Source organism: Rhodococcus sp. NPDC060090 (assembly GCF_042729855.1).
In the GTDB taxonomy this organism is placed as follows: Bacteria; Actinomycetota; Actinomycetes; order Mycobacteriales; family Mycobacteriaceae; genus Rhodococcus.
The window spans coordinates 137,472-153,570 of sequence record NZ_JBHWXB010000003.1; the positions used below are offsets into that span (position 1 = coordinate 137,472).

The window sequence follows — 16,099 nt, forward strand, 5'->3', positions numbered from 1 at the left end:
CCGCCCCGGTCCCGGGGTTACTCCGGCTGTTACCCAACCCCCCCCTCCCCCGCCTGTTCTTTTACCTCCCCCCCCCCCCCCCCGCCGGGGCCCCCCCCCCGGCCCCCCGCGTCCGTGTGCGGTTCGCGGGGCGACTCGTCGACGGATTCCTCCTGTCCAGAGTCGCCACGAGCGACCATCCCGGCAAGCTGGGCATGCTCGACCGCGTGGTGTCCGACGAGGTGGTCCTCACCGAGGAGATCGTCGAACTCGCCGACGAGGTCGCCACCCGCTATGCCGGGACCCGTGCGGACGTCCTGCGGCTGGCGGTGCCGCCGCGGCACGCCCGCGTCGAAGCCGAAGCGCCTCGCGTCACGGAGGTACCACCGGCGCCCGAAGTCGATCACGCCGCATGGGCGCGATATCGACACGGCGAGAACTTCCTCGACGCGCTCGGTGCCGGTCGCGCGGCCCGTGCCGCGTGGCAGGTACTTCCGGGCGACGACTGGCCGCGTCGTCTCGCTGAACTCGCGGCGGTCGTCGCGTCCACCGACCGCGCCGCGGTCCTCGTCGTACCCGATCAGCGTGACCTCGATCGGGTCCTGTCCGCATGCGTCGAGGTGGCCGGCGTCGATCATGTGGTCGGTCTCGCGGCGGGGCTCGGCCCCGCCGAACGGTACCGGCGCTGGCTCGCCGCGCTGCGCGGCTCGGCGCGCATCGTCGTGGGCACCCGCGCAGCGGTGTTCGCACCCACACCGCGACTCGGGCTGGTGGTCGTCTGGGACGACGGCGACGACCTGCACTGCGAACCACGCTCGCCCTACCCGCACACCCGTGAAGTAGCGGCGTTGCGCGCCCACGCGACGAATGCCTCGGTCGTCATCGCCGGGCACGCCCGCACCGCGGAGACCCAGTCGCTCGTCGAGGCCGGATGGGCTCACGATCTCGTTCCGTCCCGCGATGTGCTGCGAGCGTGGGCGCCGAAGGTGACCGCGCTCGCCGACAGCGACCAAGCGCTGGCCCGCGATCCCGCGGCCCGCGCCGCCCGGCTCCCCGCGATCGCCTTCGCTGCCGCACGCACGGCGCTCGGCGCCGGTCACGGCGTGCTGGTGCAGGTGCCGCGTCGCGGCTACGTCCCCGCACTCGCGTGCGGGAAGTGCCGAGCACCCGCGCGGTGCCGGCGCTGCAACGGACCACTCGCATTGCCGTCCGCGGGTGGACCCGACGGCGCGGCGGTCCCCGCCTGCCGGTGGTGCGGCGTTGCCGACGCCACCCATCGGTGTCACGCATGCGGTGCCCGCTCCTTACGTGCCGTCGTGGTCGGCGCGGGACGCACCGCCGAGGAGCTGGGTCGCGCGTTTCCCGGTGTGCCGGTGGTGATCTCGGGAGGATCCGACGTCAAGGCGGTCGCTCCGGAAGGGGCGGCGCTCGTCGTGTCCACTGTCGGCGCGGAACCCGTCGCGCCCGGCGGATACGGTGCTGCGCTCCTGCTGGACGGTTGGGCGCTGCTCGGACGTGCCGACCTGCGGGCCACGGAAGAAACGATGCGCAGGTGGCTCACCGCATCGGCGCTGGTGCGGTCGTTTTCGGACGGCGGCCAGGTGGTCGTGGTCGCCGATTCGGGGATCCCCACTGTGCAGGCACTGGTGCGATGGGACCCGGTCGGGCATGCGCGCAACGAGGTCGCAGATCGCGCCGAAGTGGGTTTCCCGCCCGTCGTCCACATGGCGGCCGTCGACGGGGGAGCGGCAGCGGTGGCCGAGTTGATCGAGGCCACACATCTGCCCGACGGTGCAGAGGTACTCGGGCCGGTGCCGCTACCGCCTGGCCAGCGACTGCCTTTCAGTGCCGACGACCCCGAGCCCGACGAGGTGCACCGCATGCTCATCCGGGTTGCCCGCAACCGTGGGCGGGAGCTGGGTCTGGCGCTGCGGCAGGCGCAGGCGACCCGCACGGCACGCCGCGCGAACGGGCCGCTGCGCGTGCAGATGGATCCGCCGAAGATCGGTTAGCGGGCGAAGGCCGGCGGCGTCACCGGTCGGCTCGCAGCGCAGGCATCATCTGCGCCGTCAGAGGCGCGATGTCGTCGGGGAGAATGTCGAGACCGAGGTCGAGCCAGCGCACCTCGTCGATTTCGGCGGCAGGCCCCCCGATCGGCACGGTCGGATGTTCGAACACGGTGGCTTCGACCTCGAATCCGTCCTCGTTGGCGGCTGCAGCCCGGAAGACTCCGAGCGGTCGCAGGGCTGAGGGGTCCAGGCGCACTCCGAGTTCCTCGTCCAATTCACGGATCAGGGTTTCGGCGGCGGTCTCGCCCGGTTCCGGTTTGCCGCCGGGAAACATGAAGCGGGTCGTTCCGCGTTTGCGGACGGTCAGCACCGACGACCCCGCTGCGTTCCTCAACACGACTGCACTGACGGTGATCACTCCGGTCGTTGCCACCTCGACATGTTATCCGCGCGACGCACGTGATTCACGACTCGCACTGTGGAACCTCATGTAGGTGCGACAATTGCGATGTGTGAAGTCACAATTGAACAGGGTCGGGTGAGGGAAGGAGAACGTTGTGCGGACACATCGGATGGCGGGTGCGGCGATCGTGGGTGCGGCGATCGTGGGTGCGGCGATCGTGGGTGCGGCGATCGTGGGTGCACTGTGCGCCCTCGCCCTCGTTGCAGGACCGGCGGGTGCACAACCCGCAGAAATCTCTACCGACTTCATTCCCGTGACCCCCGGCCCGGTGGCCCACACCCATGCGGAGGCTGCCGAGTACGCCGACCATCACCGTGGCGCAGCGCCCGCAGACACGAACGACTTCACGTGCGTGCCGTCGGCCGAACACCCCAGGCCGGTGATACTCGCCCACGGTACCGACTCCAATAGTTACTCCGACTTCGCGGCTCTCGCTCCGTTGCTCGCGGAGTCGGGCTGGTGCGTGTTCGCTCTGAACTACGGCCTGGCCGCAGGTGACGAGGAGTACGGCACCGGCGACATCCGTGTCAGCGCCGTCCAACTCGGCGAATTCGTCGACACCGTCCGAGCGTCGACCGGCGCCGAAGAGGTCGACTTGGCCGGCTACTCGCAGGGCGCCACCGTCGCCCGCTACTACATCAACGAACTCGGCGGCGCGGACGTCGTCGACCGCTGGGTGGGCATCGCATCGCCGAGTTACGGAGGCACCTTCTACGGCCTCGGCGCCGCCGCTGCCCTGCTGCCGGGCGCCTTGGACACCGCTCAGGCGAGTTTCTCCGAAGCCCTCGTCCAACAACTCGAGGGATCCGCCCTGCTCGCCGAGGTCAACAACCCCACCGACACGGTGCCCGGCGTGCGGTACACCACGATCGGTTCGAGCGTCGACGAGGTGATCCAACCGTCCGGGAACGTCGCACTACGAAGCGGCGATGCCGTGAACCACATCATCCAGGACCTCTGCCCGCAGAACCGGACCGGGCATTTCAACATGGTGTACGACCCGTTCACCCTTGCGCTGGTCCGTCATTCTCTCGACCCCGACCGCTACGGTCTCGGCGAGTGCGTTCCCGTAGCGTTGGGCACCGAAATCCCCGAGATGATCGTGCAGAGCAACTTCTGAGTCCGGGAGGATCGGCTGCATCCGGGTCGCAGCCGTCGACTCCCTGGACCGGTGGACTCCTTAGACTGTGGGAATCATCGTCGTCGAGACTCGGGAGCAGCATTCGTGACACGTCCGGCCGGACCCACCCCCACACCCCCTCACTTCGTGCCGGTGGTGCGCTGACATGCGTCTCGTGTTCGCGGGCACACCCGAACCCGCTGTTCCGTCCCTGCGCCGCCTGATCGAGTCCGCTCGGCACGACGTCGTCGCGGTGGTGACCCGCCCGGACACCACGGCAGGCCGCGGCCGCAAGGCGGTGCGCTCGGCCGTCGGACAGCTCGCCGACGAGTACGGCATCGAGGTGCTCACCCCGCGCTCCCCGCGCGACCCGGAATTCGTCGCTCGGTTGACCGAGCTGGCACCTGACTGCTGCCCGGTCGTCGCGTACGGGGCGTTGATCCCGCAGGACGTCCTCGACATCCCCGGCCACGGCTGGGTGAACCTGCATTTCTCGCTGCTGCCGGCGTGGCGCGGCGCCGCGCCCGTGCAGGCCGCACTCGCCGCAGGCGACGAAATCACCGGTGCGAGCACCTTCCGGCTCGAAGCCGGTCTCGACACCGGGCCCGTCTACGGTGTGGTCACCGAGACGATCCGCCGCACGGACACTGCCGGTGACCTCCTCGAACGCCTCGCCGACGCCGGAGCCACCCTTCTCGAATCGACCCTCGACGGCATCGCGGACGGCATCCTCAGCGCCGCCCCCCAGCCCGCAGACGGGGTCTCGCTGGCCCCGAAGATCACCGTCGACGCGGCCCGGGTCATCTGGGCGCACCCGGCGCACGTCGTCGACCGGCATATCCGTGCGGTCACCCCCGCGCCCGGCGCGTGGACGATGATCAGTGACGTGCGTGTGAAGCTCGGGCCCATCACGGTGACGGACGAGACTCTCGAACCCGGCGAAATCCTCGCACGCAAGGACGGTCTGTTCATCGGGACGGCGACGACCGCAGTCCGGCTCGGCACCGTCCAGCCACCCGGCAAGAAAGCGATGGCCGCCGCAGACTGGGCGCGCGGCGCCCGCCTCGATGAGAAGGTGCGTGCACAGTGACCGAATCCCGCAGACCAGCACGCCGCCCCGGTCAGGGCACCGGCGATCGCAACGCGAAACCGCGTCAGGCGCGGCGACCGTCGCCGTCCGCGGTGGACCCGGCACGCACGGCGGCCCGCGACGTACTGCGCGCGGTCCGTGACCGCGACGCCTACGCAAACCTGGTGTTGCCCGCCCTGCTGCGCGAACGGAAACTCGATTCCCGCGACGCGGCGCTCGCCACCGAACTGACCTACGGCGCCGCCCGCGCGCAGGGCCTGCTCGACGCCGTCATCGAATCGGCCGCGCAGCGTCCGGTCGACGAGATCGATGGTGGGCTGCTCGACGTGCTGCGGCTGGGTACCTATCAGCTGCTGCGCACCCGTGTCGCGCACCACGCCGCCGTCGCCACCAGCGTGGATCTGGTGCGCGCCGAATTCGGCCAGGGCCGAGCGGGGTTCGTCAACGCCGTGCTTCGCCGTGTCGGTGAGCAGACCGAGGACCAGTGGATCGAGCGACTCGCCCCCGACGCCGATCGTGATCCCGTCGGGCACCTTGCGTTCCGATACGCGCACCCGATGTGGATCGCGCAGGCCTTCGCACACGCGCTCGGGGCGGACGCGGGTGAGCTCGCCGAGGTGCTCGCGGCCGACGATGCTCGCCCGATCGTGCATCTTGTCGCGCGTCCCGGCATCATCACCGCCGAGGAACTGGCCCTCGTCACCGGCGGGGAACAAGGGCCGTGGTCGCCGTACGCAGTGCACCTCGATCACGGTGATCCCGGCCGGCTCGACGCCGTCCGCGAGGGCATGGCAGCCGTGCAGGACGAGGGCAGCCAGCTTGTCGCACGGGCATTGACCCTCGCACCGCTCACCGGCGACGACGGCGGGCGCTGGCTCGACCTGTGCGCCGGGCCGGGCGGAAAAGCTGCGTTGCTCGGCGCCCTCGCCGACCTCGACGGATTCACCGTGGACGCCGTCGAGCCGATCGAACACCGCGCCGACCTGGTCCGCAAGACCACCCGCGGCATGCCGGTCACCGTGCACGTGGCCGACGGACGCGAACCCGGGCTCGACCCCGGCTACGACCGTATCCTCGTCGACGCACCCTGCACCGGGCTCGGCGCGCTGCGCCGCAGGCCCGAGGCGCGGTGGCGCCGCCAACCCGGCGACGTCGCCGACCTGGTGCGCCTGCAGAAGCAACTCCTGGCCTCCGCGATCGAGTTGCTGCGTCCCGGTGGCGTCGTGCTGTACTCGACCTGTTCGCCGCACGTGTCCGAAACCGTCGCGATCGTGGCCGACGCAGTGCGCCGCCACGGCGTCGAAGAACTCGACACCCGCGAACTCGTGCCGGGAGTACCTCAGCTCGGCGATGGACCGGGTGTGCAGCTGTGGCCGCACCGGCACGGGACCGATGCGATGTTCATGGCGGCGCTGCGCAAACCGATCGGTTGAGTCATCTTCGCCGGGGCGCGCAGTACACCGCGCCCCGGCGAAGATGAAGACTCTCTCATCTTCGTTTCACGAACTGTTCACCACGGCGATAGAACATTGTTGCCATGGCAGTCGTGAAGCGGATATCTGCGCTGGTAGCGCTCTTGGTGATCCCGGCGGGTCTTGCATGGGCCGGTCAGGCACTCGGCGGAAACGCCGGGTCACCCGACGTCGGTAATGCCTCGATCACCGTGTCCGTCGAGCCCTCGGACGATGCGGACCTCAGGGGCGGTGTCGAGAATCCGGCCACCTCACCGTCGGCGACTCCGATGCCGCCTGCCGACGCATCCGAGGTGCCGGTGGTCGCCGAGAGCGGCGCCGCGCCGATTCCCGGCGTTACCGGTGCACCCGCCGGGCCTCCCGCGGCGAATACGCGCGCCCCCTCGTCTCCGCCGATCTCCGATGTGCAACGGCAGCCGATTCCCGCTCCGCAACAGGAATGGGACGACGACTGGGACGATGACTGGGATGACGACGGGGGAGACGACGACTGGGACGACGACGCAGACGAGGGCGACGACTGGGACGACGATGGCGAGTGACGGTGAGAAACGCCCCAGTGGGTCGGCTCTGCCGGCCCGCTGGCGCATCCTCTCGTGGATTCTCGTCACCACAGCAGTCGCACTGGTCTCGGTGGTCTTCACCACGCGTGTGCTGCTGCTCAGCGACGTCGACCACGACGCAAACGCCGACATCACGCAGGAGATCGACGAGTTCCGCGCGTTCGCGGCCGTCGGTGTGGACCCGACCACCGCCGCACCGTTCACCTCCGTAGACCGGATGCTCGAGGTGTACCTGAACCGGCAACACACTTCGGAAGGCGAGGTGATCGTCGGGGTCTTCGGGGGCCAACTACTGTTCGATCGCCGTATCGCACTGGACCGGCCCGACCTGCCGCCGGATCTGACCGACGACGGAAACCTGTTCGACCAGATCCTCGGCATCCCCGCCAACTCCGGTGTCATCGATGTCGACGGTGGCCGGATGCGGTGGGCCCGTGCCGATGTGACGTCGGGAAACGACAACGGCTCCCTGATCGTCGCCGTGTTCACCGCCGAACAGCGAGCACAGGTCGGTGAGACCATCCGCACCATCGCGCTCGTCGCGGTCGGGGGTCTCGGGCTTCACCGCCATCATCGGCTGGCTCGTTGCAGGCCAGATCCTCGCCCCGATCCGCCAGGTGCGCGAAGTCGCGTCCGAAATCGGGGAGAAGGACCTCACGAGCCGGGTGCCCGTCCACGGGCGCGACGACATCGCCGCGCTCGCCGAGACCTTCAACTCGATGCTCGACCGCCTCGAACAGGCGCACGACACCCAGCAGCGCTTCGTCGACGATGCCGGGCACGAACTGCGCACCCCGATCACCGTGATCCGCGGGCATCTCGAGGTGATGGAACTCGACCGGACCGCCGATGCCGCCACCCGCGCCGCGACCCTCCGGCTCGTCGAGGACGAACTCGACCGCATGGCCCGCATCGTCAGCGACCTGCTGGTGCTCGCCAAGGCGGAACGCCCCGACTTCGTGACTCGCAGCGCCGTCGACGTCACCGACCTGACACTCGACATCGAAGCCAAGGCCCAGATGCTCGGTACCCGCGACTGGCAGCTCATGGAGATCGCCGAGGGCGTCGCCGACATCGACAGTCAACGCGTCACCCAGGCCACCCTCCAACTCGCTACCAACGCGGTCTCGCACACTCGCGACGGTGACGTGATCCAGCTGGGGTCCGCCTTCGTCGACGACGAGGGACAGCACCTGTTCCGGGTGTGGGTGCGCGACACCGGCCCGGGAGTGGCACCGGAGGACGCGACCCGCATCTTCGAACGTTTCCGTCGCGGCAACCCCAGCGCCGCAGACCTCGACGGCCCCGCACCCGAACGCGGTGGTGCGGGACTCGGGCTGGCCATCGTCCGAGCCATCACCGATGCCCACCACGGTTCGGCGTGGGTCCACAGCGAACTCGGTCACGGAGCCACCTTCGGCATCGACCTTCCCGTCGAACGCCCCACCATCGCGAACTCCGACCAACTTCTCATCGCCACCCACGACCCCGAACCCGCCACACGAAAGGCCGCAACTCCGTGAGCCGCATCCTGATCGCCGAAGACGACACACGCATCGTTGCCTTCCTGGAGAAGGGCCTGCGCGCCGCCGGCTACACCATCACCCATGCGGGCGACGGAGACACAGCCCTGTTGCTGGCCCGCAGCGACGAGTTCGACCTCGTGATCCTCGACATCGGGCTGCCCCGGATGGACGGATTCACCGTCCTCGGCCGACTCCGTGGCGAAGGCGTCCGCACTCCCGTCATCGTGCTCACCGCCCGCGACAGCGTCACAGACACCGTCGCGGGACTCGAGGGCGGCGCCAACGACTACGTGAGCAAACCCTTCCAGTTCGCCGAACTCCTCGCCCGGATCCGACTGCGTATCGGAGACGCAGGCACGTCCGATCCGACGTCGGTGCTCGGCGACGGTGATCTTGCACTCGACCTGCGGACCCGTCGCGTCGAAGTCGGCGGCGCCACCGTCGACCTCACCAGCCGCGAATTCTCCCTCCTCGAGGTGTTCCTGCGCCATCGCGGGCAGGTGCTCTCCCGCGAACAGATCCTCGGGCACGTGTGGGGCTACGATTTCGACCCGGCCTCCAACGTCGTCGACGTGTACGTGCGCGCGTTGCGCAACAAGATCGGCGGCGACCGCGTCGAGACGATTCGCGGAGCGGGGTACCGGTTGCGATGACCTATTACTCCACCACACCGCCGCGCGTCCCGACGTCACCGACGTCACCGACGTCACCGTCGACGCCGCCTCCGCGTGTGCAGCGCAGAGCAGCACCCGGCCGGGTCGCTGCCCTCGCAGTCCTGGTCGCGGCGTGCGCAGGCATCGTGCATCTCGCCCGCACCGACGCTGCTCTCAGCGCGGAGGCCGCGGTCACGTTGATCGTGTTCGTGATCGCGGTGTGGTTGTGGATCTTCACCCGCGTCGACGACACCTACGTGGCGCTCGGAGCCGCAGCCGGTCTCACCGTCGTGGGGGTCGCCGACGCCGATGCGCTGTTCGCCACCCTCGGCGACGACATCGTGTGGCTGCTACTGTCGGCGTTCGTCATTGCCGCCGGCGTTGCCTCGTCGGGCTTGGCCACACGCGGCGCCGCCTTCCTCGTCACCGGCGCCCGCACCCCCCGCGCCCTGATCCACCTGGTGACCGCGGCGCTCGTGGTGACCGCCTTCGCGGTGCCGTCGACATCCGGCCGCGCGGCACTCGTTCTGCCGGTCTTCGTTGCCATCGCCGCGGTCCTGTCGGACCGGCCCCGGCTGGTGCGCGCACTGGCGCTGCTGTTCCCGACCGTGATCCTGCTGTCTGCCGTGGCATCCCTGCTCGGTGCCGGAGCACACCTGATCACCAGCCAGATCGTCGCGACCGCCACCGGCGCCGGATTCGATTTCGCGACGTGGATGCTTCTGGGCCTGCCGCTCGCGATCGTCTCGTCGCACGCCGCAGCGGAACTGGTGCTGCGGATGTTCACCGCCGCCGACGACCGCCGCCGACATCTGACGATCACTGCCGAGGACATCGAAGCTCACTCGTCGACTCCGGTGACCGGACCGTTCACCGTCGCCGAATCCCGGTCTGCGGTGCTGCTTGCCGTGGTGACGGTGCTGTGGTGCACCGAACCGCTGCACGGCATTCATCCGGCAGTGGTCGCGCTCCTCGGCGCACTCGTCGCGGCGTCGCCGCGCTACGGGTCCGTCCGACTCGGAGCGGCGCTGAAGACCGTGCCGTGGTCGCTGCTGTTGTTCATGGCTGCCACCCTGTCGATCGGCACCGCGCTCACCACGAGCGGCGCCGCGGACTGGCTCGCGAACACCGCGTTCGGACCGCTCACCGCACGAGGTGCGGCCGCGGGCCCGCTGTTCGTGGTGGTCGTCGTCGTTGTCTCGACCGCGGCGCATCTTGTGATCCAATCGCGTTCGGCCCGGTCGGCGGTGCTCATTCCCGTGGTCGTCGCGCTCGCGCCCACCGTCGGGGTCGATCCGCTTGCCGCAGCATTCATCTCGACCGCCGCAGCCGGTTTCTGTCACACCCTGCCCAGTTCCGCGAAGCCGGTGACACTGTTCTCGTCGGTGCCGGACGTCCCCACCTACACGAGCAGGGACCTCCTGCGGTTGTCCGCGGTGCTCGGTCCTCTCAGTGCCGTGCTGGTGCTGTTGTTCGCCTGGTTCGTGTGGCCGTTGCTGGGCATGCCGCTCTTCCCGTGATCCCACCCGTATCCGCCCATTGATTTTTCTCACCGCATTTTTTCACCGCACCGATCGGAGTGAAGTTATGGCACTGAAGGTTCCGCACCGAATCCTTGTCGCGCCCAGCGGATTCAAGGAGAGCCTCGACGCCCCCACAGTCGCATCGGCGATCGCTATCGGTGTCCGCCGCGCGCTGCCCGGGGTGGCCGTCGACACCGTCCCGATCCCCGACGGGGGCGAGGGCACCGCCGAGATCCTCGCGGCCGCCACCGGTGGCGTCCTCGTTCCGACCACCGTCACCGGCCCCGTCGGCGAGCCTGTGGTCGCGCACTGGGCGCGACTCGGAGGCGATGCCTCGGGCACCGCCGTGGTCGAGATGGCCTCGGCTGCCGGTCTGCGTCTCGTGCCCGGCGACCGCCGCGACCCCGGCGCGACCACCACCCGTGGTGTCGGTGAACTCATCGTCGCCGCACTCGACGACGGGATCCGTCGCATCTTCGTCGGATGCGGTGACTCCGGAACGAGCGACGGGGGCGCCGGCGCCTTACGTGCTCTCGGCGTTCGCATCCTCGATCGCGACGGACATGACGTTCCGGACGGGGGCCGCCATCTCGTGCATGCCCTTCGACTCGATCTCGACGCGCTGCACCCCGCCCTCGCCGACACCGAGATCGTCCTCGCCTGCAACACCCACAACGTGCTCTGCGGTCCGCGGGGTGTCGCCCGCGTGTTCGGTCCGCAGAAGGGCGCGAGCCCCGCGCAGGTCGAAGAGCTGTCCGCCGCGCTCGATCGGTGGGCCGAGATTCTCGAACAGCACAGCGGTACCGCTCAATTCGATATCAGGACCGGTCCGGGCACCGGCGCATCGGGTGGGCTCGGCGCCGGACTCGCCACTATCGCCGGGGCACGCATCGCGTCGCGCTTCGACGTGTTGCTCGACAGCGGCCTGTCCGGTATCGATCTCGACGCGCTCGTCGCCCGCGCCGACCTGATCATCACCGCGGAGGGGAGCATCGACTTCCAGACACCGCACGGCAAGGTGCCCGCCGAGATCGCGCGACGCGCTCAGCAGGTCGGAGTGCCGGTGCTCGCGCTCGCCGGGTCGCTCGGCCGGGGTGCCCCGGACGTGCACGACGTCGGGATCGGCGCGATCGCCTCGATCATCCCCGTGCCGATGAAGCTCGAGGACGCCGTCGCCAACGGACACGACCTGCTCGTCGATGCCGCAGCACGGTCCATGCGGCTGCTCATGCTCGGCTCTGCCGTCGCGTGTCGGAGCAAGGGGCGCGGCAAGAAGGTCGAGCGCCAGGTCGCCGCGGTAACCGCGGCCTGACGCGGAGGCCGGCCGCCTCGCCCCTCGATGCGCCCAAGGCAGGTCGAATGCCTTCAAGGTAGTGCTGCGCGTGCTGCGGCGAGGAACTCGGTGGACTGCATCCAGTCGAGGTTGTCGGCGCCCGCGACGACCCGGTCTGCTCCGGCCGCGTGGAAGTCGGTGAACACCTCGGCGAGTTCCTGCGGGGTACGTGCGCGGATCGGGACGGCCGATGCCTGCTCCGGTGGGATTCCGTGCACCTCCACCAGGTTGCGCACGAAGGCGTCGTAGGCCGCTCGGGCCTCCGCGTCATCGCCCACGATGAGGTGACCTCCGACGGTGACTCCCGGCATCGGCAGCCCACGTTCGACGGCCGACTCCCGCAGCTTCCCGACCGCGCTGGCAAGACCCGACGGGGAAATCAGCGACGGGCACCAGTCTGCACCGAACCGCAAGACTCTATCGAACGCGTGCTCAGTACCACCCACCAACAGGGGTGGCATCACCGCTGCCGGGGCCTGCACCAGTGGTGGACGCGTTCCGTCCAGTCCGACCGGGTCTCCGGTGAGCAGCCGTGGCAACAGGTCGAGTGTGACGTCGGTCATCCGGCCACGATCACGGCCGGACACACCCACGGCCTGCCAGAACGGACTGTCGGGAAACCCACCGGAGCCGACACCGAGCAGTAGTCGGTTACCCGACAGGTGCTGCAGAGTCGCGACTTGCGCCGCGAGCCAGGGGGCGGGACGCAGCGGCACGACGAGGACACTGAACCCGATTCGCAGTCGCTTCGTCGCGGCGGCTGCGGCAGCAAGGACCAATGGTGCGTCCAGTGCCGGTGTTCCATCGCCGAGGATCAGATCGGAGATCCAGACGGATTCCAGTCCCATGTCCTCGGCGGCGCGCGCGGCAGCCGCGATAGAGGGGCTGCCGGTGGTGTCTGCGCCTCCAGGGGCTCCTGGCAGGCCGGTTCCGACCTCGATTCCTGCCGTGACACTGATTCCTGCCGTGACACTGATTCCTGCCATGACACTATGGTGCAACGCGCACAGAGCAGCGATGCTGGATTCGACGGTTTCCCGATCCGAGGCCAGGAGACAGCGATGATTCTGCAGCCCCGACAGTGTCGATACCGGACATGAGGACACTTGCGATCACCCAGAACATCACCCTCGACGGCGCCATCGAGATGCTCGGGGACTGGTTCGATCCCATGGACCAGGACCCGGAATTGCTGGAAGAGACCCGTACACAGTCCGCGGGTTCCGACGCGATCGTGCTGGGTCGGCGAACCTTCGAGGACTTCCGCGGCTTCTGGCCCCAGCAGACCGACGACGAAACCGGGATAACCGACGAGCTCAACCGCATCGAGAAGTACGTCGTCTCGTCGACGCTGACCGACCCCCAGTGGCAGAACTCGACCGTGCTCACCGGCGACTGGGTCGCCCGGGTGCAGGCCCTGAAAGCACAGTCGGGCCTCGACATCGTCGTCACCGGCAGCATCATGTTGACCCATGGCCTGATCGAGTTCGGTCTGGTCGACGAGTACCGACTGTTCGTCCATCCCGCCGTCCAGGGCCGGGGGAGACGGCTGTTCCCCGACGGGTACGAGACGTCGAACCTCCAACTGGTCGAAGCCCGAGGCTTCCCGAGCGGCGTCTCCCTGCTGCGCTACACCGTCCGAGAAACGGGGCTCGAGCAGTGAACAGCCGACTCTCGCCACGCCTCGTCGAGATCGTGGCAGCGCTGCCGATCCGACCGCACCTGCGAGTCCTCGAGATCGGCTGCGGTTCCGGTCCTGCGGCCCGCGCGATCGCCGACGAGCTGGCCACCGGCCACATCCTCGCGATCGACAGGTCCGCCACCGCGATCGAACAGTTGAAGGCTCGCTCGATCGACCAGATGGCCGCAGGCCGCCTGAGTGCACGCCACGTGGCCATCGAGGATTTCACCCTGGCCGGTGATGAAGAGCCGTTCGACCTCGTCTTCGCGATCCGTGTCGGCGCCCTCGACGGCCGGCACCCCCAAGCAGGCCGAGTAGCCATCGAACGCATCGCGGCAGCAACCCGCCCACGCGCCCGACTCTTCATCGACGGTGGAAACCCATTGCTCGAACTGCCGATTCACGGGCCCTCGGAGTCGACGAGCGCGCACCTCTGCCAATAGGGTTCGCGTATGCCCGACATCGTCACACTGACCATGAACCCGGCCCTCGATGTCACCACATTCACCGACCAGGTGGTTCATACCCGCAAACTCCGGTGCGACGAGCCGTTCTACGACGCAGGCGGGGGCGGGGTGAACGTCGCGAAAGTTGCGCGCGTGCTCGGTGCGTCGGCCGCAGCGGTGTATCCGGCCGGGGGTGCGCGCGGCGAACAGATGAGCGGGCTACTCGACGACGATGATGTCGAAGAACACATCGTGCCCATCGCCGACGACACCCGGGAATGCTTCACCGCGATCGACCGCACGAGTGGTCTCGAATACCGGTTCGTCACCCCGGGGCCGGAACTGACCGCCGAGGAGCAGGAACAGTGCCTCGTCACGCTGACGAAGGTGGCGAAGGACGCGAAATATGTCGTCGCCAGCGGAAGCTTCCCGCCCGGTGTGCCAGGCTCCTTCATACGGCAGGTCGCCGATGCCGTCCGCGATGCAGGCGCGCGATTCGTCCTCGATTCTTCGGGCGACGCACTCGCCGGCATCGAATCGGGGGTGTTCCTCGTCAAACCGTCGTTGGACGAACTGTGCGAATGGGTCGGTCACCACCTCCCCACGTCGGACGACCGGATAACCGCAGCCCGCGAGCTCGTCGAACGTGGTGTCGCGGAGGTCGTCGTGGTGTCGCTGGGCGCGGACGGCGCCATCATGGTCACGGCCGACGACACTGTGCAGGTGCCTGCCCTCGATGTCGAGGTGCGCAGCGCGGTCGGGGCCGGCGACAGCATGGTCGCCGGGCTCGTCGTGGGATTGTTGCAGGACCGGTCGCTGCGCGACGCGTTGGCGCTGGGTGTCGCCTGCGGCTCCGCGGCCTTGCTCACGGCAGGCAGCCACGTCTGTCGCCGCGAAGACATCGACCGGTTCGACGCGCTCGCCCGCGATCTGTGACTCCGCGACTCCGGCAGCACCGCGTCGCCCGAACTTTCCTCCATGTCTCCGGCTTTCCGTGACTCGACGACCTGCGGAAACCCGTGTAACCGGAGGAAAGTTCCGGAGGTTGACGCGTAGTCAGTCGAGGAAGAGATCGAGCTGCAACTCGCCGTCGCCTGCCCGGTACGGCTCGAGGTCGGTGACCCCGGCAGCGGCCAGCACCTCGTCGTCGATGTAGAAGTTGCCGGTCGCCTCGGTGCTCGGCGAGGTGAGGACCACGTATGCGGCATCGGCGTAGATATCGGGTGTCCGCGAGGAATTGACCATGTGTTCGCCGCCGAGAAGGTTGAGCACCGCCGCGGTGGCGATGGTGGTGCGCGGCCAGAGCGAGTTGACGCCGATTCCGTCGTTCTTCAACTCTTCTGCCAGTCCGAGCGTGGTCAGACTCATTCCGTACTTGGCCATTGTGTAGGCGAGATGCCCGCCCGCCCATTTCGGCGACAGGTTCAGCGGCGGCGACAGGGTCAGGATGTGCGGATTGCGTCCTGCTTTCGCGGAGTCGCGCAGTGCGGGAATCGACAGCTTCGAGAGCAGGAACGTGCCGCGGCAGTTGATGTCCTGCATGAGGTCGTACTTCTTCATCGCGATATCGGCGGTGGGGGACAGATCGATCGCGGATGCGTTGTTGACGACCATGTCGATACCGCCGAACCGTGCGATCGTCTGTTGGACGGCGTCGGCCACGGCGTCGTCGTCTCGGATGTCGCCGACGAACGGCAGCACTTGCCCGCCCGCCCGCTCGAGTTCGGCGGCGGCAGTATGGATGGTGCCTGGAAGCTTCGGATTCGGGGTGTCGGTCTTGGCGATCAGTGTGATGTTGGCGCCGTCGCGCGCGGCGCGCAACGCGATCGCGAGGCCGATTCCACGGCTCCCGCCGGACATGATCATGGTTTTGCCGGCGAGTGGTGTCGGATCTGAAGTGCTCATCGGTGCCTCCTTCGTCGGATGCCGTCGAGTATGGGGGCGCCGCAGGATTCCTGAAGGAGATTCACCTGTTGTAGTGAATTCGTCGACTGGTGGGTGAGGTCGGGCCACATCGCGGTCGCGATCACCGGAGCACCCCCCTGCGGTGCTGAGGGATCGCCACCGCGATGTTGCCGCGGACACGGACCCGATGGCACCTCGCCGAGATCGGCGGACTACCCACGATTGTGGGCACAGTGCCGTGACCCTCTCCAGGGAACCATCCGGCCGGCTCGCCGACCAGGGGAAAAGGTCCCGGATTCGGTGTGTTGCCCGCCCCGGCCCCGGCTGCTCCCGCGC

Annotated in this window: 16 protein-coding genes; 12 read left to right on the forward strand and 4 right to left on the reverse strand. The window is 68.7% G+C overall.

Features of this window, described 5'->3' with window-relative positions; translation table 11 throughout:
* On the forward strand, positions 1–1,991 hold a 1,991-nt coding region (locus tag ACFWCF_RS05270), incomplete at its 5' end, for a primosomal protein N' (protein WP_378558082.1).
* Between the two features lie 19 nt (positions 1,992–2,010).
* On the opposite strand, the gene ACFWCF_RS05275 is transcribed toward ACFWCF_RS05270, so the two are convergent.
* The gene (locus ACFWCF_RS05275; protein WP_378558085.1) at positions 2,011–2,421 is read right to left on the reverse strand and encodes an NUDIX domain-containing protein; all 411 of its coding nucleotides are present in this window, start codon (positions 2,419–2,421) and stop codon (positions 2,011–2,013) included.
* A 139-nt stretch (positions 2,422–2,560) separates the two neighbouring features.
* Between ACFWCF_RS05275 and ACFWCF_RS05280 the strand changes: the two genes are divergently transcribed.
* The 4 genes from ACFWCF_RS05280 (at position 2,561) to ACFWCF_RS05295 (ending at position 6,675) form a co-directional block, all read left to right on the forward strand.
* A complete protein-coding gene (locus tag ACFWCF_RS05280; protein ID WP_378558648.1) occupies positions 2,561–3,571 on the forward strand; it encodes an esterase/lipase family protein in 1,011 nt (336 codons plus the stop codon).
* Positions 3,572–3,737: 166 nt separating this feature from the next.
* Entirely contained in the window at positions 3,738–4,661 is a 924-nt protein-coding gene (gene fmt / locus ACFWCF_RS05285) for a methionyl-tRNA formyltransferase (protein ID WP_378558088.1), read from the forward strand.
* Positions 4,658–6,094 carry an RsmB/NOP family class I SAM-dependent RNA methyltransferase gene (locus tag ACFWCF_RS05290; RefSeq protein ID WP_378558091.1) on the forward strand — a complete coding sequence of 479 codons (1,437 nt, stop codon included), beginning with the start codon at positions 4,658–4,660 and terminating at the stop codon, positions 6,092–6,094. The genes fmt and ACFWCF_RS05290 overlap by 4 nt, the downstream gene beginning before the upstream one ends.
* 104 nt (positions 6,095–6,198) lie before the next feature.
* On the forward strand, positions 6,199–6,675 hold the full coding sequence (locus ACFWCF_RS05295) for a hypothetical protein (RefSeq protein ID WP_378558094.1): 477 nt from the start codon (positions 6,199–6,201) through the stop codon (positions 6,673–6,675).
* A 310-nt stretch (positions 6,676–6,985) separates the two neighbouring features.
* Here ACFWCF_RS05295 and ACFWCF_RS05300 read toward each other — a convergent pair whose 3' ends face one another.
* On the reverse strand, positions 6,986–7,270 hold the full coding sequence (locus ACFWCF_RS05300) for a hypothetical protein (protein WP_378558097.1): 285 nt from the start codon (positions 7,268–7,270) through the stop codon (positions 6,986–6,988).
* 43 nt (positions 7,271–7,313) lie between these two features.
* Here ACFWCF_RS05300 and ACFWCF_RS05305 point away from each other — a divergent pair, with 43 nt between their 5' ends.
* The 4 genes from ACFWCF_RS05305 (at position 7,314) to ACFWCF_RS05320 (ending at position 11,710) form a co-directional block, all read left to right on the forward strand.
* Complete coding sequence (locus ACFWCF_RS05305; protein WP_378558100.1) at positions 7,314–8,219, forward strand: sensor histidine kinase; 906 nt, start codon at positions 7,314–7,316, stop codon at positions 8,217–8,219.
* Positions 8,216–8,875, forward strand: coding sequence for a response regulator transcription factor (locus ACFWCF_RS05310; RefSeq protein ID WP_378491740.1), 660 nt, complete (start codon positions 8,216–8,218; stop codon positions 8,873–8,875). The genes ACFWCF_RS05305 and ACFWCF_RS05310 overlap by 4 nt, the downstream gene beginning before the upstream one ends.
* Positions 8,872–10,395 carry an SLC13 family permease gene (locus tag ACFWCF_RS05315; RefSeq protein ID WP_378558103.1) on the forward strand — a complete coding sequence of 508 codons (1,524 nt, stop codon included), beginning with the start codon at positions 8,872–8,874 and terminating at the stop codon, positions 10,393–10,395. The genes ACFWCF_RS05310 and ACFWCF_RS05315 overlap by 4 nt, the downstream gene beginning before the upstream one ends.
* A gap of 67 nt (positions 10,396–10,462) precedes the next feature.
* The gene (locus tag ACFWCF_RS05320) at positions 10,463–11,710 is read left to right on the forward strand and encodes a glycerate kinase (RefSeq protein ID WP_378558106.1); all 1,248 of its coding nucleotides are present in this window, start codon (positions 10,463–10,465) and stop codon (positions 11,708–11,710) included.
* Between the two features lie 53 nt (positions 11,711–11,763).
* Here the strand turns inward: ACFWCF_RS05320 and ACFWCF_RS05325 are convergent, their stop codons facing one another.
* Positions 11,764–12,717, reverse strand: a complete 954-nt coding sequence (locus tag ACFWCF_RS05325; protein WP_378558109.1) for an LLM class flavin-dependent oxidoreductase — start codon at positions 12,715–12,717, stop codon at positions 11,764–11,766.
* A gap of 110 nt (positions 12,718–12,827) precedes the next feature.
* On the opposite strand from ACFWCF_RS05325, the gene ACFWCF_RS05330 reads away from it, so the two are divergent.
* The 3 genes from ACFWCF_RS05330 to ACFWCF_RS05340 are packed head-to-tail and all read left to right on the forward strand — an operon-like array spanning position 12,828 to position 14,794.
* Positions 12,828–13,394 (forward strand): dihydrofolate reductase family protein, encoded by a 567-nt coding sequence (locus ACFWCF_RS05330; protein ID WP_378558112.1) that lies wholly within the window; start codon positions 12,828–12,830, stop codon positions 13,392–13,394.
* Positions 13,391–13,855 carry a class I SAM-dependent methyltransferase gene (locus ACFWCF_RS05335; protein WP_378558115.1) on the forward strand — a complete coding sequence of 155 codons (465 nt, stop codon included), beginning with the start codon at positions 13,391–13,393 and terminating at the stop codon, positions 13,853–13,855. The genes ACFWCF_RS05330 and ACFWCF_RS05335 overlap by 4 nt, the downstream gene beginning before the upstream one ends.
* A gap of 9 nt (positions 13,856–13,864) precedes the next feature.
* The gene (locus ACFWCF_RS05340) at positions 13,865–14,794 is read left to right on the forward strand and encodes a 1-phosphofructokinase family hexose kinase (protein WP_378558118.1); all 930 of its coding nucleotides are present in this window, start codon (positions 13,865–13,867) and stop codon (positions 14,792–14,794) included.
* 120 nt (positions 14,795–14,914) lie between these two features.
* Here ACFWCF_RS05340 and ACFWCF_RS05345 read toward each other — a convergent pair whose 3' ends face one another.
* The gene (locus ACFWCF_RS05345) at positions 14,915–15,763 is read right to left on the reverse strand and encodes an SDR family oxidoreductase (protein WP_378558121.1); all 849 of its coding nucleotides are present in this window, start codon (positions 15,761–15,763) and stop codon (positions 14,915–14,917) included.
* Positions 15,764–16,099 lie beyond the last annotated feature (336 nt).

Coding starts and splice junctions, on each gene's coding strand:
- ACFWCF_RS05280 (WP_378558648.1), top strand. CDS start 2,561: ATGGCGGGTGCGGCGATCGTGGGTGCGGCGATCGTGGGTGCGGCGATC.
- fmt (WP_378558088.1), top strand. CDS start 3,738: ATGCGTCTCGTGTTCGCGGGCACACCCGAACCCGCTGTTCCGTCCCTG.
- ACFWCF_RS05295 (WP_378558094.1), top strand. CDS start 6,199: ATGGCAGTCGTGAAGCGGATATCTGCGCTGGTAGCGCTCTTGGTGATC.
- ACFWCF_RS05300 (WP_378558097.1), bottom strand. CDS start 7,270: ATGATGGCGGTGAAGCCCGAGACCCCCGACCGCGACGAGCGCGATGGT.
- ACFWCF_RS05315 (WP_378558103.1), top strand. CDS start 8,872: ATGACCTATTACTCCACCACACCGCCGCGCGTCCCGACGTCACCGACG.
- ACFWCF_RS05320 (WP_378558106.1), top strand. CDS start 10,463: ATGGCACTGAAGGTTCCGCACCGAATCCTTGTCGCGCCCAGCGGATTC.
- ACFWCF_RS05325 (WP_378558109.1), bottom strand. CDS start 12,717: ATGGCAGGAATCAGTGTCACGGCAGGAATCAGTGTCACGGCAGGAATC.
- ACFWCF_RS05330 (WP_378558112.1), top strand. CDS start 12,828: ATGAGGACACTTGCGATCACCCAGAACATCACCCTCGACGGCGCCATC.
- ACFWCF_RS05340 (WP_378558118.1), top strand. CDS start 13,865: ATGCCCGACATCGTCACACTGACCATGAACCCGGCCCTCGATGTCACC.
- ACFWCF_RS05345 (WP_378558121.1), bottom strand. CDS start 15,763: ATGAGCACTTCAGATCCGACACCACTCGCCGGCAAAACCATGATCATG.